22 protein-coding genes are annotated in these 20,704 nt (G+C 43.0%); 7 read left to right on the forward strand and 15 right to left on the reverse strand.

Going from position 1 to position 20,704, the window contains the following annotated elements:
• Positions 1-395 precede the first annotated feature (395 nt).
• Entirely contained in the window at positions 396-2,318 is a 1,923-nt protein-coding gene (gyrB, locus tag O9334_RS13645) for a DNA topoisomerase (ATP-hydrolyzing) subunit B (protein WP_002781027.1), read from the forward strand.
• 196 nt (positions 2,319-2,514) lie between these two features.
• Here the strand turns inward: gyrB and O9334_RS13650 are convergent, their stop codons facing one another.
• From O9334_RS13650 to O9334_RS13660, 3 genes are all read right to left on the reverse strand, one after another.
• Positions 2,515-2,844, reverse strand: coding sequence for a BrnT family toxin (locus O9334_RS13650; RefSeq protein ID WP_045360273.1), 330 nt, complete (start codon positions 2,842-2,844; stop codon positions 2,515-2,517).
• Positions 2,845-2,923: 79 nt separating this feature from the next.
• Positions 2,924-3,460: a deoxycytidylate deaminase gene (locus O9334_RS13655; RefSeq protein WP_043995593.1), complete on the reverse strand. Its 537-nt coding sequence runs from the start codon at positions 3,458-3,460 to the stop codon at positions 2,924-2,926.
• Between the two features lie 88 nt (positions 3,461-3,548).
• A complete protein-coding gene (locus O9334_RS13660) occupies positions 3,549-4,400 on the reverse strand; it encodes a zinc metalloprotease HtpX (protein WP_288000551.1) in 852 nt (283 codons plus the stop codon).
• A 453-nt stretch (positions 4,401-4,853) separates the two neighbouring features.
• Between O9334_RS13660 and O9334_RS13665 the strand changes: the two genes are divergently transcribed.
• The 5 genes from O9334_RS13665 (at position 4,854) to O9334_RS13685 (ending at position 9,131) form a co-directional block, all read left to right on the forward strand.
• On the forward strand, positions 4,854-5,597 hold the full coding sequence (locus O9334_RS13665) for an energy-coupling factor ABC transporter permease (RefSeq protein ID WP_045360267.1): 744 nt from the start codon (positions 4,854-4,856) through the stop codon (positions 5,595-5,597).
• Between the two features lie 193 nt (positions 5,598-5,790).
• Complete coding sequence (locus tag O9334_RS13670) at positions 5,791-6,114, forward strand: PDGLE domain-containing protein (RefSeq protein ID WP_045360266.1); 324 nt, start codon at positions 5,791-5,793, stop codon at positions 6,112-6,114.
• Positions 6,115-6,264: 150 nt separating this feature from the next.
• On the forward strand, positions 6,265-7,038 hold the full coding sequence (cbiQ, locus tag O9334_RS13675; RefSeq protein ID WP_288000553.1) for a cobalt ECF transporter T component CbiQ: 774 nt from the start codon (positions 6,265-6,267) through the stop codon (positions 7,036-7,038).
• A gap of 14 nt (positions 7,039-7,052) precedes the next feature.
• Positions 7,053-7,829, forward strand: coding sequence for an energy-coupling factor ABC transporter ATP-binding protein (locus O9334_RS13680; RefSeq protein WP_045360262.1), 777 nt, complete (start codon positions 7,053-7,055; stop codon positions 7,827-7,829).
• A 111-nt stretch (positions 7,830-7,940) separates the two neighbouring features.
• Positions 7,941-9,131: a HEAT repeat domain-containing protein gene (locus O9334_RS13685; RefSeq protein WP_288000555.1), complete on the forward strand. Its 1,191-nt coding sequence runs from the start codon at positions 7,941-7,943 to the stop codon at positions 9,129-9,131.
• On the opposite strand, the gene O9334_RS13690 is transcribed toward O9334_RS13685, so the two are convergent.
• A complete protein-coding gene (locus O9334_RS13690; protein ID WP_288000557.1) occupies positions 9,132-9,260 on the reverse strand; it encodes a hypothetical protein in 129 nt (42 codons plus the stop codon).
• A 306-nt stretch (positions 9,261-9,566) separates the two neighbouring features.
• Complete coding sequence (locus O9334_RS13695; RefSeq protein WP_288000559.1) at positions 9,567-11,807, reverse strand: glycoside hydrolase; 2,241 nt, start codon at positions 11,805-11,807, stop codon at positions 9,567-9,569.
• 266 nt (positions 11,808-12,073) lie between these two features.
• Between O9334_RS13695 and O9334_RS13700 the strand changes: the two genes are divergently transcribed.
• Positions 12,074-12,253, forward strand: a complete 180-nt coding sequence (locus O9334_RS13700; protein WP_045360426.1) for a hypothetical protein — start codon at positions 12,074-12,076, stop codon at positions 12,251-12,253.
• 185 nt (positions 12,254-12,438) lie between these two features.
• Here O9334_RS13700 and O9334_RS13705 read toward each other — a convergent pair whose 3' ends face one another.
• From O9334_RS13705 to O9334_RS13750, 10 genes are all read right to left on the reverse strand, one after another.
• Entirely contained in the window at positions 12,439-12,855 is a 417-nt protein-coding gene (locus O9334_RS13705) for a type II toxin-antitoxin system death-on-curing family toxin (protein WP_190357611.1), read from the reverse strand.
• Complete coding sequence (locus O9334_RS13710) at positions 12,855-13,079, reverse strand: AbrB/MazE/SpoVT family DNA-binding domain-containing protein (protein WP_045360254.1); 225 nt, start codon at positions 13,077-13,079, stop codon at positions 12,855-12,857. Before O9334_RS13710 ends, O9334_RS13705 begins: the two co-directional genes overlap by 1 nt.
• A 230-nt stretch (positions 13,080-13,309) precedes the next feature.
• The gene (locus tag O9334_RS13715; RefSeq protein WP_045360252.1) at positions 13,310-14,092 is read right to left on the reverse strand and encodes a hypothetical protein; all 783 of its coding nucleotides are present in this window, start codon (positions 14,090-14,092) and stop codon (positions 13,310-13,312) included.
• Positions 14,089-15,309 carry a hypothetical protein gene (locus tag O9334_RS13720; protein WP_045360251.1) on the reverse strand — a complete coding sequence of 407 codons (1,221 nt, stop codon included), beginning with the start codon at positions 15,307-15,309 and terminating at the stop codon, positions 14,089-14,091. The genes O9334_RS13715 and O9334_RS13720 overlap by 4 nt, the downstream gene beginning before the upstream one ends.
• Positions 15,310-15,314: 5 nt before the next feature.
• The gene (locus O9334_RS13725) at positions 15,315-15,707 is read right to left on the reverse strand and encodes a heavy metal-responsive transcriptional regulator (protein ID WP_045360250.1); all 393 of its coding nucleotides are present in this window, start codon (positions 15,705-15,707) and stop codon (positions 15,315-15,317) included.
• 86 nt (positions 15,708-15,793) lie between these two features.
• On the reverse strand, positions 15,794-16,348 hold the full coding sequence (locus O9334_RS13730) for a phycobiliprotein lyase (RefSeq protein WP_045360249.1): 555 nt from the start codon (positions 16,346-16,348) through the stop codon (positions 15,794-15,796).
• A 27-nt stretch (positions 16,349-16,375) separates the two neighbouring features.
• Positions 16,376-17,359: a glycosyltransferase family 2 protein gene (locus O9334_RS13735; RefSeq protein ID WP_288000562.1), complete on the reverse strand. Its 984-nt coding sequence runs from the start codon at positions 17,357-17,359 to the stop codon at positions 16,376-16,378.
• Positions 17,360-17,388: 29 nt separating this feature from the next.
• The gene (locus O9334_RS13740) at positions 17,389-18,606 is read right to left on the reverse strand and encodes a glycosyltransferase family 4 protein (protein ID WP_288000563.1); all 1,218 of its coding nucleotides are present in this window, start codon (positions 18,604-18,606) and stop codon (positions 17,389-17,391) included.
• 2 nt (positions 18,607-18,608) lie between these two features.
• Positions 18,609-19,568, reverse strand: a complete 960-nt coding sequence (locus O9334_RS13745) for a GDP-mannose 4,6-dehydratase (protein ID WP_045360246.1) — start codon at positions 19,566-19,568, stop codon at positions 18,609-18,611.
• Positions 19,569-19,582: 14 nt separating this feature from the next.
• On the reverse strand, positions 19,583-20,503 hold the full coding sequence (locus tag O9334_RS13750) for a glycosyltransferase family 2 protein (protein ID WP_288000565.1): 921 nt from the start codon (positions 20,501-20,503) through the stop codon (positions 19,583-19,585).
• Between the last annotated feature and the right edge of the window lie 201 nt (positions 20,504-20,704).

Below are 20,704 nucleotides of genomic sequence, written 5' to 3' on the forward strand. Positions count from 1 at the left end.
AGATTTTAGGTTCGATCCCCCCTTAGTCCTAGGGTGAATTCATAGTAGGGTTGATTCATGAATCAACCCTACCCTTAGTCCTCCCTTGATAAGGGTGGTGTCTGATAATTTTTAACGCCTACCTACTTAGGAGATGGCTTTTATTTATTCTCCCCCCACACCCCACACCCCACACCCCACACCCCACACCCCACACCCCACACCCCACACCCCACACCCCACACCCCACACCCCACACCCCACACCCCACACCCCACACCCCACACCCCAACCCTAATAAAAAATTCTCCCTAAAGGCATTTAAGCAGTCTTTAACCCTTATGTGCTAGAATTTTTGAAGATTTTGCCATTCATTTAGGTTCAATCAGGGATCACAGCCTTTTTAGGGAAATTTTATGACAAGTAACTACGGCGCGGAACAGATACAAGTTCTCGAAGGGTTAGAACCAGTCAGGAAGCGGCCGGGGATGTATATCGGTACGACCGGGCCGCGGGGACTACATCATTTAGTCTATGAAGTGGTGGACAACTCGATCGATGAGGCCCTAGCGGGTTACTGTACTCATATCGAAGTGGATATCAAGGCCGATGGTTCCGTCAGCGTCACCGACGATGGCCGGGGTATTCCCACCGATGTTCACCCCACCACGGGTAAATCTGCCCTCGAAACCGTTCTCACTATACTTCATGCTGGCGGTAAATTTGGCAGTGGTGGTTATAAAGTGTCGGGAGGGTTACACGGGGTCGGGATTTCCGTCGTTAATGCCCTTTCTGCATGGGTCGATGTCACCGTCTGGCGCGATCATAAAGTACATACCCAACGCTACGAAAGAGGTATCCCCGTCACAGAATTGGTCAGCAGTCCCAGTCAAGAGGAAAAAACGGGAACTAGGGTTAATTTCCTGCCAGATACCGAAATTTTTAGCCAAGGCATCGAATTTGATTACAGTACCCTCTCCGGACGTTTACGAGAACTAGCCTACTTAAATGCCGGTGTTAAAATCACCTTTAGCGATTACCGTCCCGAAGAACCCCACATCGAAACCTATTGTTATGAGGGGGGTATTAAAGAATACGTCGCCTATATGTGTCGGGAAAAAGAAACCCTGCACAAAGATATTATCTATGTATCGGGGGAAAAGAACGGAATTAATATCGAAGTGGCGTTTCAGTGGTGTATAGATGCCTATAGCGACAATATTCTCGGTTTTGCTAATAACATCCGCACCATTGACGGGGGAACTCATCTAGAAGGATTAAAGGCAGTTCTGACTCGTACTTTAAATAATGTTGCTCGTAAACGCAATAAAATTAAAGAAAACGAGCCTAATCTAGCGGGGGAAAACGTCCGCGAGGGGTTAACCGCCGTTATTTCCGTAAAAGTCCCCGAACCGGAATTCGAGGGACAAACCAAGACCAAATTGGGTAACACCGAAGTCCGGGGTATTGTCGATTCCCTGGTGGGGGAAACTCTCAACGAATACTTAGAACAAAATCCCCAAGTGGCCGACACGATTATCGAAAAAGCAGTACAAGCGTACAAAGCGGCGGAAGCGGCCCGACGGGCGCGGGACTTAGTACGACGGAAATCGGTCTTGGAATCCTCACCTTTACCGGGTAAATTGGCTGATTGTAGCGAAAGAGACCCAGAAAGGTCAGAAATTTACATCGTCGAAGGTGACAGCGCCGGCGGAAGTGCCAAACAAGGGCGCGATCGTCGTTTTCAAGCGATTCTACCTCTGCGGGGAAAAATCCTCAATATCGAAAAAACCGATGATGCCAAAATCTACAAAAATACGGAAATTCAATCCTTGATTACGGCCCTCGGTTTAGGGATTAAAGGAGAAGATTTCGACCCCTCACAATTGCGCTATCATCGCATTGTTTTAATGACTGACGCTGATGTGGATGGCGCACATATCCGAACTTTGTTGTTAACTTTCTTCTATCGTTATCAGAAGAATTTAATTGACCAAGGTTATGTATATATCGCCTGTCCTCCTCTCTATAAATTGGAACGCGGTAAAAATCATTCCTACTGCTATAGCGATCGAGAATTACAGCAAAAGATAGCGGAATTTCCCTCCAATGCTAACTACACAATCCAACGTTTTAAAGGGTTAGGAGAAATGATGCCCCAACAACTTTGGGATACCACCATGAATCCCGAAACTCGCACTTTAAAACGGGTGGAAATCGAAGACGCAGCCAAAGCAGAGGAATTATTTACCATTCTTATGGGCGATCGAGTTGCCCCCCGGCGAGAATTTATCGAAACCCACGGATCACGTTTAAATCTTACGGATTTGGACATTTAAAGAGTAACTTTGGGCTGTGTTAGTCTAAGCTAATACAGCCCCCGATAAAATCCCTAAATCCAGTTACTAATCGGAGGGTTAGGGATTCAAGGAACCCGGGGCGCATTCCAGAACTTCATCGAAAAAATCAGCCGGCAGCGGTGGATTATCGGGGTCTTCTAGGGCGTTTTTGGCAATTTCCGCCTCACTCATCCCTTTAACTTTCTCCCAGTTCGTTTTGCCTTTCAACTTCGCCCACTGTTCGCGGGTGACTCTGGTAATATGTTCTTCGTTCACGGTTGTTAGCCCTCCTAGCACTAATTATTCGACGAACCGAGCCACGCCATGGATAAACCACCACCAAAACGATATTATCGATTGTACCCACTAGAATCACTCGAATTTCGCCGTAATTCTGACGGGTATCCACGCGCTCAATTATTGGACCCCTAAAAATCGCTTCCAGGTCGGCGAAATCTATGCCGTGTTTTTCTATATTGGCCTGACGCTTATTTTCATCCCACTCGAAAAGTTGCGGGGTCGTCATTATCGATAGTTGATCGCCTATAATCTGATTATAGAGGCTGCACTCGTATCAAGTCGAGGGATGTCGCCGTTGAGGATAACTACCTGAGATCGATCGAAATGGGATTTAATAAAAATAAGGCCGCATGACTAGCCATTTCTGCTGATAAATAAATCTTTTTATATTTAATAATCCCCGTTTCCAGAAAAGAATCCCTTAACATGGCTTTTGTCCCACTATTAAAATCCGCTTCGTAAAAAACTTCTTTAATTCCCGAAGAAATAATTAGTTTTAGACAGGAAATACAGGGTTCTAAAGTAACGTAAATACTAGCCCCTTGGGTAGAAATACCGTGTTTAGCCGCTTGAGCGATCGCATTAGCTTCAGCATGAATTGCCCGAGAGGGAATTTCTCCGGATTCTCGACAGGTTCCCAAACCGGGATAACAAAAACCTTGGGCAGTACAATGAACCGTTCCCGATGGGGAACCATTGTACCCCGTAGCTAAAACCTGCCGATCTTTGACAATTACCGCGCCGACGGGAAAAGCTAAACAGGTGGATCTGGTGGCGGCTAATTTAGCGATCATTAAAAAATATTCGTCCCAAGTCGGTCTTTTTTCTTCAGAGTTGATCACGGTTTCATACCAAGCTAGAAAAAGCGAAAAAGAGGGGGTCATCTCTGATAGCTTATCATTAGATAACCTCTAAAAATTAAGAACGGGATCAGGTTAATAATTCCTGTTGAATGCGACGGAGATTTTCGATTCTTGCCTCGGTGGATGGGTGAGTAGCGAATAAATTAGCCAGAAACTGCCCCGAAAAAGGACTGCTAATTAACAGCGGTTCAAAGGCAGGATTGGCATTTAAGGGCATTTGACGACCGATCGATTCTAAACGGGTTAAAGCCCGGGCTAAAGCTTCGGGATTCTCGGTCAAGCGGGCGGAACCAGCATCAGCCTCGAATTCTCTGGTACGAGAGATAGCCATCTGAATCACAGTGGCGGCAAGGGGGGCCAGAAAGATGGTAAGTAGTAAACCGATGAGATTGCCCCCTTGACGATGGCGAGAATTGCCAGCAAACAGGAAACCATAACTCAGCATTCTGGCGAGGTAGGAAATCGCCCCGGCAACGGTGGCCGCAACAGCTTGGGTTAAGGTATCCCGGTTACGCACATGAGTTAATTCGTGGGCGATAACCGCTTCTAATTCGTCGGCGGGCAGCAGGTTTAAAATGCCCTCGGTAACGGCGACGGCGGCGTGTTCGGGATCTCTGCCGGTGGCGAAAGCATTAGCGGCGGGGGTGGGGACGATATAGAGTTGCGGCGTGGGAATATTGGCTTGACGAGAGAGATTTTCCACCATTTGGTAGAGTTCGGGGGCTTGTTGGCGGCTGACCGGTTGGGCTTGGTAAGCGGCCAGAGCAATGCGATCGGAGAAGTACCAAGAACCGATATTAGTAATGGCGGCGATTACTAAACCAATTAAAGCACCACCCTGACCACCGATCGCATAGCCAATAGCGACAAGTAAACCGGCTAGTAAACCCAATAAAGCAACAGTTTTAAGCTGATTCATCTTTATTTATGTTAGGAAGTGGCAGGTAGAGGAGATGTGGGGGGGGGACATTTCAGTTATCAGTTAACAGTAATCGGTGATCGGTGAATAATATTACTTAAAACTGATCACCTTAGTTAGTGAATACTGGTTAATAGTCACCAGCCTCTTCTAACTGATCACTGCTCACTGCTCAATGATTAATGCCTAGCATAAAAACTGAAAAAACCTTGAAAAGTTAATAATAATTTAAATAATTTGATTGCTTGAGAATAATCAGATTTTTGCTGATAGCTAAACCCTGACGACCGGAAAAATAACAGAAATTCTTAAGAAGCTAAAGGGTTTAAATCCCCAGAGAGGGCATTGTAGAATGAAGCGGTTAGTTATCTACTAGAAGAGAGGACTTTTCCGTCCTAGCGAGACAATTCTCGGCAAATCTTTAACCCAAATTCCCAAGGAGACTGAATTTTAATGTCTGTTAATTTTCTGGGAGTTGGTTTGTTTCACCCTCTCCTTACCCCTTATCTCGCCCTCCATATTCCCGACGGCTTTTTGAGTCCATCGGTGAGTCTATTTACTTGGATAATTGCGGTTGTCCTGATTGGCTTTTCTCTCAAAAAAGTGCGCGGTCACTACGCTGAACGGGCTGTACCTTTGATGGGAGTTTGTGCCGCCTTTATTTTTGCCGCCCAGATGATTAATTTTCCCATTCCGGGCGGAACCTCCGGACATTTATTAGGGGGGACTCTCGCGGGGGTTTTACTCGGTCCCTGGGCGGGTTCTCTGGTGATGGCGGTGGTTTTTATCGTTCAAGCTTTATTTTTTCAAGATGGCGGTTTAACGGTTTTAGGGGCAAATATCGTCAATATGGGTCTGATCGGGACTTTTGGCGGTTATTATCTCTATCTGGGGATTAGGAAAGCCCTCGGTTTTCATAGTTGGCGCGGTATGGCGATCGCTGTTGCCCTGGCCGCTTGGACAAGTGTGGTGGTGGCTGCGTTGGCTTGCGCCCTGCAATTGGCTTTATCGGGGACTGTACCGCCTTTATTCGCCCTTTTTGCCATGTTATCTTGGCATATCCTCATCGGCATCGGGGAAGCGGTGATTACCGTTTTCGCTGTCGGTTATATCTGGCGAACTCGTCCCGATCTTCTCTACAATCCGCCCCATTCCCTTAATACTTCTGTTCCTCCTGCCTACGCTCCTCGTCAATAGACCTCTTGTAAAAATCAAAAATTGTTGTTAGGGTCAGGAGTCAGTAGCCGGTCGTCAGGAGTCAGGAGAATTAAGAATGAATAATAATCAATTAAATGGTCTATTTAAGGATTTTATGCAATTTAATCCTTATTTTTACCGTTTTTGAACCCTCAAAAATTAATTATGCAAGAGGTTTAATAAAGATTAGCCCATGAATATTCGCAGAAATAGCCAATTTTTTCTGATTGGTCTGGTATGCTCCCTAATTATCGCCGTTTTTCTTTCTCCCTTTGCCAGTCCCGATCCCGACGGACTCGATCGAGTGGCGGAAGACTTGCAATTTAGCAAAAAAGAAGACCCTAACGCCCTAGGTAGTCAATTACCTTTCGCCCGAATTTTTGATGGTTATGCCCTCAAAGGTGTTCCCGAAGGTGTCGCCACTCCCCTCGCCGGTTTTCTGGGAACTCTTGCCACTTTCGGCATCGCTTGGGGTATCGGTAAATTAGTGATGCCAAAATCCCAAAATCAGGAGTAAGGAATCAGAATCAGGAGTGGGGAAGTGGGGCATTTAGCTGAAATTTCCCTAAATCCCTAAATACCTAAATCACTGATAACTGATAACTGATAACTGATCACTGATAACTGATAACTGATAACTGATCACTGATCACTGATCACTGAATAAATGCTACACATTGCCACTTTTTCTCACCAAAATGAGCGCCAAAATTGCGGTTTTTGGCAGAGACTCGCGCCCCATACCCGGGTTTTAGTTACTCTTTTGTTAGTTTTTGCCACAGCCTTAACCCCGAATGGTAGCTGGGAAACTTGGGCGATTTACGGATTAGGATTAATTATTTTAATTCTGATCAGTCGGGTGACTATTCCCATACTTTTACAAAGAGTGGCGATCGAATTTGTCTTTATCGGTGTGGTTTTATTGGGAACTCTTTTTCGTGATGGCGGCGAAATTCTTTGGTCTTGGGGATTTTTGCGGATAACTAGCGAGGGATTGCTGGTTTTAGGCAGTGTCGCCCTAAAAGCTTTTCTCTGTCTTTGTACGGTCAATATTCTGGTTTTAACCACAGCAATTCCCGACCTGTTGCAGGCCTTAGTTACCCTAAAAACTCCCCCTTTATTGGTGGCAATTTTGGCTTCTATGTACCGTTATCTAGCTGTTTTGATCGCTGAATTTAATTCCATGCGAAGGGCAGCAATTGCGCGCAATTTAATGAGTAGTCCCCGATGGCAACGGCTGCTAGTGGGACATATAATCGGCGCTTTATTTATCCGTACCTACGAACGTGGCGATCGCATTTATCAAGCCATGTTATCGAGGGGTTACACCGGTTCCTTGCCCTCTGTACAGGTTCCCCAAAGCAAGCTGAAAGATTATCTCGCTATAATTGGCATAGTAATTCTGATCCTCTGGGGTCAAATGGTACATCTACTCAGGTAAAAGTCTCGTTTTTCATGCACCACAACCCGATTTTTATTGAAAACCTAGTTTATACCTATCCTGACGGTACAGAAGCGTTAAAGGGTATTAATTTAGCCATTGAAGCTACGGAAAAGGTGGCTTTAGTCGGGGCCAATGGATCGGGAAAATCCACCTTATTATTGCATTTTAACGGTATTCTCCCGCCGCAAACGGGTAAAATCACCGTCGGTCCCTACCAAGTTAAACCGGAGAATTTAGAAAATATCCGCAATTTTGTCGGTTTAGTCTTCCAAAACCCCGACGATCAGCTATTTATGCCCACTGTCTGGGAAGATGTGACTTTTGGACCGATGAATCAGGGCATTCGCGGAGAGGATTTAAACCATCGCTGTCATCATGCTTTACACGCGGTGGGATTGGATTCCCAGCATTACGGTAAGAGAAACAGTCAGAATCTATCGGGGGGTGAAAAAAAACGCGTGGCGATTGCGGGGGTTTTAGCCATGTTGCCCCAGGTCTTAGTTTTTGATGAACCTAGCGCCCAACTGGATCCCCGATCCCGTCGGCAATTAATACAACTGTTGGCCACTCTACCCCAAACTCAAGTGATCGCCACCCATGATCTCGATCTGGCTTTAGAACTATGCGATCGCACGGTGGTGTTAAGTCGTGGTCAGGTGGTGGGAGAGGGAGAAACCGCTAAGATTTTAAGTAATCGGGAATTTTTGGAACAACACGACCTGGAAATACCCCTTTGTTATAGTCGTCCCTACTGTGCGATCGCTGATGCGCCCTCTACTGATGTCTGATGCACAATTTAGAGATTTATTATCGGTTTCTTGCATTATGAGAGAAGACAAAAGCGAGAAAGTCTGACATTCTTGGGATAGGTAGCACGAAAATCGAGGCCATTTCTGACGATGCAAGCTCTGCTAGAAAAAGCTCAGATAGCGTTGAATAAAAAGGACTGGGAGACAGTAAACGCCAGCATACAGCGACTTTTAAACCAAAAAGATGCGATTGAACCGATTATTAACGATGAAATCCTCGATTTAGCCCTAGAAGCTTTACAAAAATGCGATTTTCAACAGCGATGGGAGATAGCGAAACTATTTCCCCAAATCGGCCAATCGGCGATCGCTCCTTTAATTGCCCTGTTAGAATCCGAGGAACAAGATGGGGAAATGCGCTGGTTTCTGGTGAGAATTCTCAGTCAATTTGACGATCGAGCCTGTATTCTCGCTCTCAGTCAATTATTGCAAAGATCGGAGGAGGAAACACTCAGCCAAATGGCTGCGGCCGCTTTAGCCAATATCGGCAGTTCTGCGATCTCTAGTTTAGGACAATTACTGTCCGACTCGAACACCCGTTTTTTAGCCGTACAAGCTTTATCACAAATTCGCCGGCCGGAAATTGTCGAACCGCTTTTAACCGTAGTTAAGGATCAATCTAGCGCCATTCGAGCCATGGCGATGGAAGCTTTAAGCAGTTTTCACCATCCCCAGATTACTGCGATTATCCTCGATGGGTTAAAGGATCCGGCCATCGAGGTGCGACGGGAAGCAATTAAAGCTAGTAGTTACCTGGGGCCAAATTATCCCCAAGCAGATTTAGTTAAGTATCTGCAACCGCTGTTATTCGATATCCACCTCGATATCTGTCAAGAAACGGCGATCGCTCTCGGTCGTATCGGCACAGCAACCTCAGCCAAAGCTTTAAATCCACTGCTGCAATCTTCCTTAACTCCCGATAGTTTAAAATTAACTGTAGTGCGAGCATTGGGCTGGATCGAGGATGAGGAAGCTTTAAATTACTTAGAAAAGGCTTTATATAGCGAAAATGTCTTGATTTGTCGGGAAATTATCGCTATTCTCGGCCGGCAAACCTCCCAGAAATTACGCCGACAAGCAGGGGAAATTCTCGGTAATTTTTATCACTCCCGTCCTGCGATCCTCGGTGATACGGGAGTTAAACAGTCTCTAGCGATCGCTTTAGGAGAATTAGATCGGGACAATAAAAGTATTTTGCTGACTTTAGCAGCCGATGGGGAGGCGATTGTCCGTCTCCATGCTCTCAGCGCCCTGAAAAAGCTAGATCATGGGACTATATAGCTAATTTCCCGCTGCCCAGATGTGGTGAATTTGCCAGTGATCCGCATCAATTTCCCCAAGAATAGCGTTTAATTTCTCCTGCGCTTCTTGAGCAAATTGGGCATTAATGGAAAAATTGACAGAAAGCAATTATTCTCTATTTTCTTCTCTCCGTCTCCAGAATTCCGCTCTCTAGAATACCAGAGCAGTTTTTTTTAGGGAGCAAAAACTAAATCTATCTGATTAGTTAAAGCTAAAACATAAGTACCTAAGCAAAATTAATTACACATTTCGATAAAGCTTTTGCCTATTGCCTATTGCCTCTTGCCTGTCTTCACTAGGAAATTTATTTTGCATGACTACTTATCTTTCTACTATTACTGATCACTTACTAATAACTGATTCTAGCTGATAGCTGATAACTAAAAAACTGATTACTGATTACTGATTACTGATTTAAGGTCTTTGCAGGAAGATTAATTCTTCAACGGGGAGGAAATCATAGTATTGACCTTGATTAGCTAAAACTGCGATTAAATGGAGACGATCATCGGGTTCAATGTGTAATCCTTCCCAGGGGACAGCAATTTCCAAACATTGATTAAAAGAAGCTTTGGCATTACTAGGAACTCGTTGCCAAGTAAAATATTCTTGAGCGACTTCTAACCAAGTAAATTCCGTGATTAAATTAACTCCTAGATGATGATGATAACCGTAATCGAGGGGCGATCGAGGGGGAATATCTGCTAGGGGAATTGGACTTTGCAGACGATGGACTTCGTCATAATACCAATATAAATGTACTTCTGCGGGAATTTCTTCTCCTAAGTTTGCCCCCGGTTTCCAATCGAAACGCAGATAAAAATTGAGGTGATCCCAACCGAAAAAGAGCCTTTGTACTAAGGAAGTCCGGTGCATTGTACCACTGGCGCCGCCAATTTCGATCCGTCCAGCTTTATCCCAATCCTGTTCGTCACCAAAACCGTCGATAATGGGGTGAATGAAAGCCATCGGACGATTACTTTGTTTATCCCCGTGTTCTTCCACCGGTTCGAGCAAATAGGAGGGAATTGGCTCATTTAAAGCTTGATAAAGAGTGATCAGGTGTTCGCGGAAAAGTTGATCAAAAATTGCGTCATGATTAGAAGAATGGCCATAACCAAACCACCAAAACCAATCGGAACCTTCCGCTGCATACAATGCTTCCCACGCGTCGGGGTTATTATCTTCCGTCGCTTCCGGGTGATTAGCGAGGGTTTGACGGGCTAAAATTAGATATTCCCAAGCTTTATTTTTAGCGGGATCGCCGATCCAAGTGGTAAAATTGGCATCGATCCAAGAGCCGCTATGAAGTTGATTGCTGGGTATTTTTGCATTAGCCGGAAAGCGATCGAGATATTCGGAGACGGTGACTAATTCGATCGCTTGGTGGTCGCTTAAAAGTTGATAAAGGTTCTCTAGGAAGGGTAAACCGTCTTGATGATAGTTTTCCCAACAGTTTTCGCCATCTAGCGCAATGGTAACTAACCAGGGTTTTTCTAGGGTCGTGGTTTCTGCGTTGGTTTTCAGTTGTTCGGCGATCGCTTCTAGGTGTTTAACTAAGTCTGTAGCGGCCTCTTGCGCTTTCATGCCACTATAGCTAAATCCGATCAGATCCGAGAGACGATGATCGCGGAAAACCATCGATAAATTGCCGTTGCTAGTTTCCAGAAGGTAGGGACGATAAAGCAATTCTGGTTCGCTAATATTGCCCTTTTCGTCGCGATGAAAGTAATGTCCCAGAGACCAACCTAACACCCCCTCATCGGAACATAACCACTGAAAACCCTGTTTAGCGACAGCGGGGAGAATTGCGGGACTAACGGATTGTTCCGAGGGCCAAAGTCCTCGAGGATGTTTATCAAAGCGATCGATATAGATTTGCCAAGCTTTCTGGAGATGGCGCGAAATATCTTCAGGATAGCGGAAATATTGCCGAGGAAGGGTCATATTCGGCACTGCTACCCGGCCGGCTTCCGAGTTGGCCAGCAGGGGTAAAATCGGATGGGTGTAGGGACTGGTAATGATTTCTAGTTGTCCGGTTTCCTGCATTAACCGGTGTTGTGGCAAGATACGACGCAGAATTTGACGCTGTTTGGAGATAATTCGCTGGCGATCGCTTAAATTGAAATTTTTTCCCTGTTCTAACCAGGCTGCGATTTCCGGGTCACTGTGAAAGATAGGATCGATCCAAGCGAGGTTATGCCAAGCCAAGAGATCGCTATAATCTTGCAGATTCCAATGGCTAATACACCAACTATGACCGTTTTCTTGACGCTGTGCGTATAATTGGGCGTAACGGGGGTGCGGATCGATCAGGGTACGATGGTTAGCATCGAAAAAGTGTTCGAGGATAAAGTGTTTTTGTGCTGGGGTTAACTGCGCTTCCGGGGTGACGGTGAGGGCAAGATAGGGGTCTATAGCTAGTCCGTTGACGTAATCCTCTAATTGCAGGATTAAAGAGGGGACAAGGTTGACGGTTTGGTGTAATTTGGGAAAACGTTCTAGAATCAGGATTAAATCGAGATAATCTTTCACCCCATGCAGTCGCACCCAGGGTAAGCGATATTGTCCCGAAGCGTCACTGCTAGTTTGAGAGGATTTGTAGAGGGGTTGGTGTTGATGCCAAATAAAAGCGACGTAGAGAGGATAGGCCATGATAATACCGAGAAAAAGTGCATATAACAGGCTATTTAGCCGTTATTTGGATGAGAATAGACAATAAAGCCCATTCTAGATTCTTAAAAATTGATTTCGGTCACTACCATAATCCTATCAACTGGTTTTGAAGGGGTATCGTCTCTTTGTATTTGTTAAAGGATCGGATTCGGTTTAGCAGAGTGAGTTAGGCAAGAATAACTTAGGTGATATATCGACAAATTTAATCTTGTCCCTAACCCACCACGATAAAACTTTAAGAGATTATGGCACTAACGAGAGACTATCAAGAGACAATCAACGAACGAGTTCAAAAAGACCCCGAATTCGCCAAAGCTTTGCTAGATGAAGCACTGATTCTCTTTTTAAATGGAGAACCAGGGACAGCGCGCCTCATTTTACGAGATTTGGTTAACTCAGGTTTTCGAGAGAAAATTAAGATCTAAACTTAGGTAATTTATCGACAAATTTAATCTTACCTCTAACCCTAAATAAGTGCATTACGCCGTGCTAATACACTCGACATTGATCTTAATTTCTTGAAAAGATATAAACTTAATTACAACATTACATATTATTACAGCTAGAATTGACGGTCATCACAAGATCAAGGAGGAAAAATAGACTGAGGTTAATCCTCTCTCTCTAGCTTAATTGCGTGTTTTTCGATCCAATCGGTCAATCTCTCGAAACCATCTTCATAGGTTTCAATAGCACCAGCGAGATCAAGAAAAAAGCTTGCCGCTTCTACCTCACTGGCGGTTAAAAGATAGTCATTCTTTCGCAAAAAAGTAGAAACGGCAGCTAGATCCATACGTTTATTCCCGTCGCAGAAGCAATGATTCTTGAGAAAACCATAACCGTAAGCTGCCGCTAATTTAAAAATCGATGATTCGGGTTCGTACTGGAAAAAGAATTTTGGTTTATCGATGGTCGATTCCAGTAAGGTAGGGTTTAAAATCCCGGCAATCCCCCCAGTTCGAGCGATTAAAATGTCCTGAATTGATCGGATTGCCTTGCTTGATAACCCTTTCGGTTCCTCAATCATTATTTGGCAAGTTCCTTGAATGCGTTACGGTATTGAGCGTAAGTATCTTCAAAAGCTTTCATAGTTTCCTCAAAATCGGGATCGAAGCTCGAAATGCTGTACCCGTTTGCCGATTCAGTTATATAAATACAATCCCCTTCTTCTACATTCAGCCTGGATAAAACCTCTTTCGGTAAGATCACCCCTATAGAATTACCGATTTTTCGGAGTGTTAAAGTTGTCATAACTTATTTCCTCTCTTTATTTTTGGGAATTATACAAATGTTATAACACATTATCTTTTTTATAGACAAAACCTTTGAAAGCCTTGCACGGTAACACTTGAGGGACATAATCCCGGAAGTTTCTCTAGATAAGACTTTGAGCCATTTTTGCCAGAGAAAAAAGTGTATTTTTCCATACTATTATCATCATGGCATCCTATGACCTGAAGATTAATCTTTAGTATGCTACGCTAAAATCCGAAAGAATAACCGATTTTTAACTTTAATTGACTTTGATCATTGCTATTAGTAGAAATATCTCCCTCAATACCGAAATCGATCACACCTTGACGATTAATTTGCTGACGAATTCCCATTCCAGTGCGAATCAACGCCCCACCATTACTATTATCGCTGGTAATTACGCCCAATTCTGCCAAAAAACTGCGATCAAAACGTTTTGGATAACCAATCGGTCGCGAATAACCGAGAATTGCAGCGGGTAAAAAAGATCGATCGCCGTTATCGGGGTCAGTTTTTATGTTTAAATCGAGATTAAGATGCAAGCGATCGAATTGACCAACAGTTTTACTGGCAATTCCCCGCAGACGAAAATCTAATCCCCCGGCATTATTTCCCGTCGGTAATCCTAAATCGGTACGAATAGCAAAAGCGGGAACATTATCGTATTCACGATTGAAATTATAGAAAAAACCTACAGATAAATTTCCCACATCAAAACTTGTATCATCACTATTAACTCGTCCTCCCACTTGCGGATCGATGCCGATAAGAATATGACCATTGCGAATAATACCGTTGAGGTATTCAATATCAAATTCACCACCGAGATTACTGTTTTCAGGAAAAACTAGACTTCCTCCAAATTCTATCGATTGTTCTCCAAAACCGAGACTTTCAGCATCATCAAAAGAAAGGGGACGACCAGAATCAAGATTGTTATGATCGTTGGCAAAAACTGGATTAGTAAAACTGGCAACTAAACCCACAGCAATTAATAAAAATCTTCTCATTTTTTCAGTTCCTCTTGATCATTGCTGTGGTCAGGTTTTTTCTCCGTATTAGCAGGGGTTTCTGGGGAGTGATTTTCGTGGTTATGGTGTTGGTGATCTTCTTCCTCATGTCCCTGAGAATTATCTGGTTTTTTCTCAGAATTATCAGGATTTTCGTGATTATGACCCTCATGAGAAATATCTGCTGGCATTAATCCCATCCCCGGAATTCCTGACTGAAAACGATGATCATGTAGTCCTTGACCACCATAATTTTTTCCTGCTTCCATTTCCCGATGATTAGCAGCCATTACTAACCAAATAGCGCGGGTAATTTGTTCGTCTTTTTGTTGGGGAGTTAGCCAATCTGATGCCAGAATATCATTAACCATATCGTGCAACATATGCAGGTTATCAAAGGTGTTAGATATTTCGGGAAAACGTCGGGCAAACTTGGGACTAAGTCCGGCAAACATCGGCATAAAAGCTCGATCAGTGCGATATAATTCCTTAGTATGGTATTGTTTACCCACCTGTTTATAAGCCTGTTTTTGTTCCTCTAAAGTTTTCTCATAAAGCAAGTCATACATGGTTCCTTGTAGCCAATGGTAGCCCCAAAATAAGCCATTTACTTTCGGATATTTCTGCCGAAAAGCTTTAGAATAGGGCTGGGAATCCAGATAACCCATATTCATCGGTAATCCCGTAATCGCATAGGGAACTTTTGTCAAGTAAAATTGATATAATTTTTCAATTTCTGCTTCTTTTTCCTCGTTGGTTAATTTGCTGCTGGCTAAAACATCAACGGTTTGAGCATGGAAAATATGCGCCCACTCGAAAACCTGTTCTAAAACACCGTATTTTCTGCCAAAAGTTGGAGAAATATTCCCCTCGTCGGGCATAAATTTAGGCGGATTTTTTAAAACCCAATTAATTTTTTGGTATGTCTTAGTTTCTAAATCTTTCGCTTTTCCCGTTACGATATCTTCGTAGGCAAAGGCATGACCAACAGCGATCGCATTCAAGTCTAAAGCTAAATCTCTGACATTATAAATTGCATTGTTATAAACCCCTCTTTGGGGATAAATATGATTACGTTGCTTGTTATACATCCAAGCTGGTATATTGTCAGGAATTGCTTGTAAAGTCTGAGTTTGAGGTGACTGAGGATGTAGATGTTGAGCAATGACAGGAGTAGAAATCATTGCTAAAGTTGCCAATAAAATTAACTTTTTCATGATAGTTAAACCTTGAGATTAGGGCAAATAAATTGATCGTCTTTTACAGGTGTATCCGTCCATCCTTGCAGGGTTTCGGTTAATTGTTGACGCAATAAAAGCAATTGTTCCACTTGTCGATCGATCTCAGCAATATGTTTAATTAATTTTTCCTGAATATCTCCACAGGGTAACTCACCATGGTCATGAATTACTAAACATTCGCGGATCTCTTGCAGACTTAAACCCAAAGATTGCAATCTCTTGACAAATAGCAAGCGATGGACAGTATCGGGAGTAAATAGGCGAAATTGTCCCTCTGTCCTCTCAGGGGACTGAATTAGTCCTAATTCCTCATAATAACGGATTGTTTTAATTGAAACACCACTTTCTAGGGAAAGTTGACCGATTTTGAGCATTATTTTTGCTCCTTAATCATATCGTTTCTCCATGATAAAATCTCCCCTTGACTGGAGAATCAAGGGGGGAGAAGAAATATTTTTTTTTAACTGACTTTACACTCAACCCCAAAACCCACCAAGAGAACTTTTTCTAAGGGTTCCCCCTGCTGGGGACGTTGATAGTTAATAATTTTGCGAATTCGCAGGTCTGGATTGATTAAAGTAATTGAATCCACGGAAACACTGCGAGTGTAATTGGTGGTCATTAATAACTCTCTGGTGGTGGAATCAAAGCGAAAAGCGGAGATAATTGGTCTTGCTTCTTCGTAGGCGCGATCACGAAGATAATCCCCTTCTAAATAACCGTTATTTTCTGCTTTAACCACAAATAAAAGATTAAGATTCTGTCGCACTTCTTCCCCTTTTTCCGAGATGGTATAGAAACCTAAATTAAACCCGGGGATACTTTCTAAATCCGCAATATCAGCATAGTTATTATCTGTCAGAACTTTCTGTTTGATCTCCCTAGTCAGGGGTTGAATGAGGAATTCAGTACGGGAACGTTCCACTTCTTGAGCAGCTAGATAATGATAGGTTCTTTCCGTTTGCCAACTACCGACACAATAGGCAAAAAATTGCTGAAAAACTTCGGTATTCATAGATTTAATTCTCCTCTTGTCAGTATCTTAATTTTGAGTTATTTTATCAGTAACTTGTTCCCTATTTTCAAAACCATAACAATCTCGAACCAGATAAAGTGGCCGGCCCTTTACTTCTTCGTAAACCCTGCCAATATATTCGCCAATAATCCCAAGAGTCAGTAATTGAATTCCTCCTAAAAATAAGATAGCAACCATCAGAGAAGCGTATCCGGGTACATCGATTCCTAAAATAATAGTCCTGAGAATTAAAAAACTAGCATAAACAAGACTAACAAGTGCAATGATAAATCCTACATAAGTCCAGACTTTCAGGGGTAAAAAACTAAAAGAGGTAATACCATCGATGGCAAAATTCCATAATTTCCAGTAATTCCATTTAGTTTGTCCTTGATACCGGGGTTCTCGATCGAATAAAATTGATGTCTGTTTATATCCCACCCAAGCAAATATTCCTTTCATAAATCTTTGACGTTCGGGCATCTTTTTAATTGATTCTACCACTCGGCGATCAATTAAACGAAAATCTCCCGTATTAGGGGGAATAGGAACCCGACTTAATTTATTAATGACTTGATAGAACCCCCCAGCGGTTAAACGTTTAAACCAACTTTCGCCAATTCTAACCCGACGGGACGCATAAACCACATCATAACCCTGCTGCCATTTTTCGATCATTTCGGCAATTAATTCGGGCGGATCTTGTAAATCAGCATCAATAGGAATAACTGCCATTCCTTGACTGTAATCAATTCCTGCTGACATGGCAATATCTTTGCCAAAATTACGCGATAAATTAACCACTTTAATTTGTGGGTAAAGTTGATGATATTCCAGGAGATTTTTGAGAGTATTGTCACGACTACCATCATTGACGCAAACGATCTCATAACTGGTATTTAGTGCCTCTAAAACTGCTAAAAGTCGCCTAAAGAGAGCAGCGATATTTTCTTCCTCGTTATACAGAGGCACAACAACAGATATTTTCACCGGTATTTGATTTGATAGCATATTAATTGACAAAAAGCCAGAGAAATTTTCTAATAAATATCAGCAGTCAAAACTTGTTCATACCTAGCAGCTACTTGCGGCCAAGTATAATTATCTTCGATTAACTTGCGAGCATTTCTAGATAATTTTTCTCGCAACTCTGCCGATTCAAAAAGACTACTAACCGCCGTACAATATTCCTCAATACTATTAGCCCTTAAGGCTGCTAAAGGAACATTATTTCCCTCCACTGTTAACCCTTCTAAACCTCGATCGCTGGCCACCACCGGCACCCCCGCAGCCATAGATTCTAGGGTTTTATTTTTAATCCCAAAACCCGAACGCATTGCCACAACACAAATAGTAGCATGATGAAGATACTCGGCCATAGATGGAACTCGACCCGTGACAGTGATTTGAGAATTTTTTGTCAATTCTATCACCGATGGAGCAGGATTGGAGCCAACGAGTATCAGAGTAACCTCAGGATATTTTTGTTGTAAAATAGGGAAAACTTCTAAGCTAAAAAAGCGTACTGCGTCTATATTAGAACTGTAATCTAGGCCTCCCGTCATAATGATTTGATAACCACTGGGATCCCTTTGTCGATAGGGGAACATTTCCAAGTCAACGCCGTTGGGAATTACAATAACAGGGCGATTAATGTTTAACTCTTCCATCTGTTGCTTGTCTTCGGAAGTGGTGACAACTATAGCGTTGAATTTCTGACAAAATCTCCGTTCATAACGTTCGAGAAGTGGCAGATACAATGTATCTCGAATAGGATTAGGGCTGACTCCTATTTCTAATTGATTTTTGCAGGTTCTATAGGCTAAACTATGTATATTTACTACAGTTTTAAGCTTTTTTTGCCAATGGGGGCGGACAAAGATCTCATTGACGCTATGCTCACAAGTAATAACATCAAATTTTTGACTATCAATGGCACGATCAAGCCAAAATTGAATATCAGCACTATATACTTGTCGAACGTTGGGAGGAGTACCTTGCATTATAAAATCATAAAAACGATTTATTTTGCCTAAAATACTAGGGTGGGTAGAATTGGAATAGGGAAATACCTTTACCTCCTTAACAAATCTTTCCAAAGCTTCAATATCAGTCCTACTAACATCCGAATTTGGTCGAGTCATGATCGTGATTTCATGATTCTTACTTAGGTGTTTTAAAAGATTGAAGGTTCTAACTTGAGTTCCCCCTCTGGTTGGGGGATAGGGAAAAGTAGAACTAATCATTAAGATATTCATAGCTATTTCTCTAAACGATTTTCTACCATCATACGCACAATATCAGTCATTTTGTATCGTGCTTGCCAACCTAATTTTTCCTTAGCTTTGCGGGGATTGCCGCGACTAATAGCTAAATCTGTTGGTCTTAATAAACTTCGATCAGAAATTACATGATCTGGCCAATTTAAACCAACAGTCGCAAAAGCTGTGGCGACAAAATCCTCCAGTTTTGAACTTTCTCCCGTGGCAATGACGTAATCATCGGGTTGCTCCTGTTGCAGCATTAAATACATCGCTTCAACGTACTCCGGCGCCCAACCCCAATCCCTTTGAATATCCATATTTCCTAAGTGCAAAGTTTCAGGACTTCCCTGAACAATTCTAGCCACGGCAGCGATAATTTTTTGGGTAACAAAGCGCTCGGGACGGAGGGGAGACTCATGATTAAAAAGTATGCCTGAACAGGCAAAAATTCCGTAGGCTTCTCGATAATTAGCTACTTCCCAAAAAGCCGCCGATTTGGCAACAGCGTAGGGACTGCGAGGACGAAAAGGGGTATTCTCATCGGCAGAATTATCGCCGATATCCCCGAAACATTCACTCGATCCGGCATTATATAATTTAATTTTTGCTCCGGTAAATCGAATTGCTTCTAAGAGATTTAAGGTTCCCGTGGCAATACTTTCTAAGGTTTCCACTGGCTGCTCGAAGGATAAACCCACAGAACTTTGTCCAGCCAAATTATAGACCTCATCCGGCTGAATTTTAATTAACACCTGTAGGACACTGCGAAAGTCATTTAGTGCCATTGATTCTAGTTTTACCTGTTCCTTGATTCCCAAACGTTTCAGGTTGCTAAAAGAGGACATTTGGGCATCCCGGGAGGTGCCACAAACTGTATAGCCTGCTTTTAACAGTAATTCGGCTAGGTAGGCTCCATCCTGCCCCGATATACCACAAATTAACGCTTTTTTACCCATTTATTTACAATAATTTACTTTTGAGGGGTTAACATCGCCTTGGCGGCTTCGCTTAAATAACCGATTTGTCCATAGGCATAGAGAAGATTATCAAAGCTTTTAGCAGGATCATTGGTAAATTTGACAGATTTAACCAATCCTCTCACCAAACGCTCACCTCCTCGCCCAAATTGAGCCAATCCCGTCTTTCCTGCCACTTCTTCCCGGTAGTGTTCGCTGATGCCTTGCCACCAACTACGACGCATAAACCATTGACGATTGATTCTTTCCGGGGCAACATTGTGTTCCACCAGTGCTGCGGGAAAATAGCCTACTTGCCATCCCTGGGCGAGTGCCAGTTCCGTAGTGTATAATTCCTCGTTAGAGAGAAGTTTTTTGCCAATTCTTCCCAAATTAGTGTCAAAACCGCCAATATTCTCCCAGAAATCCCGCCGGATTGAGTAATTAACCCCTCGCGGAGTTAAATTCGCTTGGCTGATATATACCACATTGTCGCCCAAATCGAAAGCCCCTAAACTCCCTGCTAACTCATCGGATAACCAATTGGGTTGACTGTAGCCTTGCGGCCAAATTAAGGTGACTTTTCCTCCTGCTACTGCCAGTTTTTCATTATTTTCGTAGGCATTTAACAGAATTTGCAACCATTGAGGACTTGCAATCGCATCGTCATCCAAATAAGCTAAAATCGGTGTTCTGGTTTCCTTCGCCCCGCGATTTCTGGCGGTAGATAGCCCTAAAATAGGTTCGTAAACGTATTTTAGCCGCCCATCTCCCAGACGAGACTCGACCACTTGACGGGTTTTATCGGTGGATGCGTTATCAACCACTAAAATCTCGCAATCTGGGCAAGTTTGCCCCAAAAGACTATCGATCGCTCCTTCTAGGTAGTGATCGCGGTTGTGGGTACAGATAATACCTGCTATCTTAGGAGCCATGGCTATCAAGGTTACTCATTTAATACCCTAAAACTTAGCATTCCTTTGGAAAAATGTAAAAATACTTGAGGAGACTCCGAGACTCCGAGACTCCGAGACTCCGAGATTGCTTTTTACTTATAGAGTTTCTCGTAAAGATGAAGTATAACCTAATTTGGTATTGACGACAGACTCCCCAAAAGGAAAACTTCCTATCTCACC

The sequence above is a fragment of the Microcystis sp. LE19-8.1F genome (genome assembly GCF_027531715.1).
Taxonomy (GTDB): domain Bacteria; phylum Cyanobacteriota; class Cyanobacteriia; order Cyanobacteriales; family Microcystaceae; genus Microcystis; species Microcystis wesenbergii_A.

Excerpts from the sequence above, each read along its gene's own strand:
- gyrB (WP_002781027.1), top strand. The coding sequence starts at position 396 with ATGACAAGTAACTACGGCGCGGAACAGATACAAGTTCTCGAAGGGTTA.
- O9334_RS13650 (WP_045360273.1), bottom strand. The coding sequence starts at position 2,844 with ATGACGACCCCGCAACTTTTCGAGTGGGATGAAAATAAGCGTCAGGCC.
- O9334_RS13660 (WP_288000551.1), bottom strand. The coding sequence starts at position 4,400 with ATGAATCAGCTTAAAACTGTTGCTTTATTGGGTTTACTAGCCGGTTTA.
- O9334_RS13665 (WP_045360267.1), top strand. The coding sequence starts at position 4,854 with ATGTCTGTTAATTTTCTGGGAGTTGGTTTGTTTCACCCTCTCCTTACC.
- O9334_RS13670 (WP_045360266.1), top strand. The coding sequence starts at position 5,791 with ATGAATATTCGCAGAAATAGCCAATTTTTTCTGATTGGTCTGGTATGC.
- cbiQ (WP_288000553.1), top strand. The coding sequence starts at position 6,265 with ATGCTACACATTGCCACTTTTTCTCACCAAAATGAGCGCCAAAATTGC.
- O9334_RS13680 (WP_045360262.1), top strand. The coding sequence starts at position 7,053 with ATGCACCACAACCCGATTTTTATTGAAAACCTAGTTTATACCTATCCT.
- O9334_RS13685 (WP_288000555.1), top strand. The coding sequence starts at position 7,941 with ATGCAAGCTCTGCTAGAAAAAGCTCAGATAGCGTTGAATAAAAAGGAC.
- O9334_RS13695 (WP_288000559.1), bottom strand. The coding sequence starts at position 11,807 with ATGGCCTATCCTCTCTACGTCGCTTTTATTTGGCATCAACACCAACCC.
- O9334_RS13700 (WP_045360426.1), top strand. The coding sequence starts at position 12,074 with ATGGCACTAACGAGAGACTATCAAGAGACAATCAACGAACGAGTTCAA.
- O9334_RS13705 (WP_190357611.1), bottom strand. The coding sequence starts at position 12,855 with ATGATTGAGGAACCGAAAGGGTTATCAAGCAAGGCAATCCGATCAATT.
- O9334_RS13710 (WP_045360254.1), bottom strand. The coding sequence starts at position 13,079 with ATGACAACTTTAACACTCCGAAAAATCGGTAATTCTATAGGGGTGATC.
- O9334_RS13715 (WP_045360252.1), bottom strand. The coding sequence starts at position 14,092 with ATGAGAAGATTTTTATTAATTGCTGTGGGTTTAGTTGCCAGTTTTACT.
- O9334_RS13720 (WP_045360251.1), bottom strand. The coding sequence starts at position 15,309 with ATGAAAAAGTTAATTTTATTGGCAACTTTAGCAATGATTTCTACTCCT.
- O9334_RS13725 (WP_045360250.1), bottom strand. The coding sequence starts at position 15,707 with ATGCTCAAAATCGGTCAACTTTCCCTAGAAAGTGGTGTTTCAATTAAA.
- O9334_RS13730 (WP_045360249.1), bottom strand. The coding sequence starts at position 16,348 with ATGAATACCGAAGTTTTTCAGCAATTTTTTGCCTATTGTGTCGGTAGT.
- O9334_RS13735 (WP_288000562.1), bottom strand. The coding sequence starts at position 17,359 with ATGCTATCAAATCAAATACCGGTGAAAATATCTGTTGTTGTGCCTCTG.
- O9334_RS13740 (WP_288000563.1), bottom strand. The coding sequence starts at position 18,606 with ATGAATATCTTAATGATTAGTTCTACTTTTCCCTATCCCCCAACCAGA.
- O9334_RS13745 (WP_045360246.1), bottom strand. The coding sequence starts at position 19,568 with ATGGGTAAAAAAGCGTTAATTTGTGGTATATCGGGGCAGGATGGAGCC.
- O9334_RS13750 (WP_288000565.1), bottom strand. The coding sequence starts at position 20,503 with ATGGCTCCTAAGATAGCAGGTATTATCTGTACCCACAACCGCGATCAC.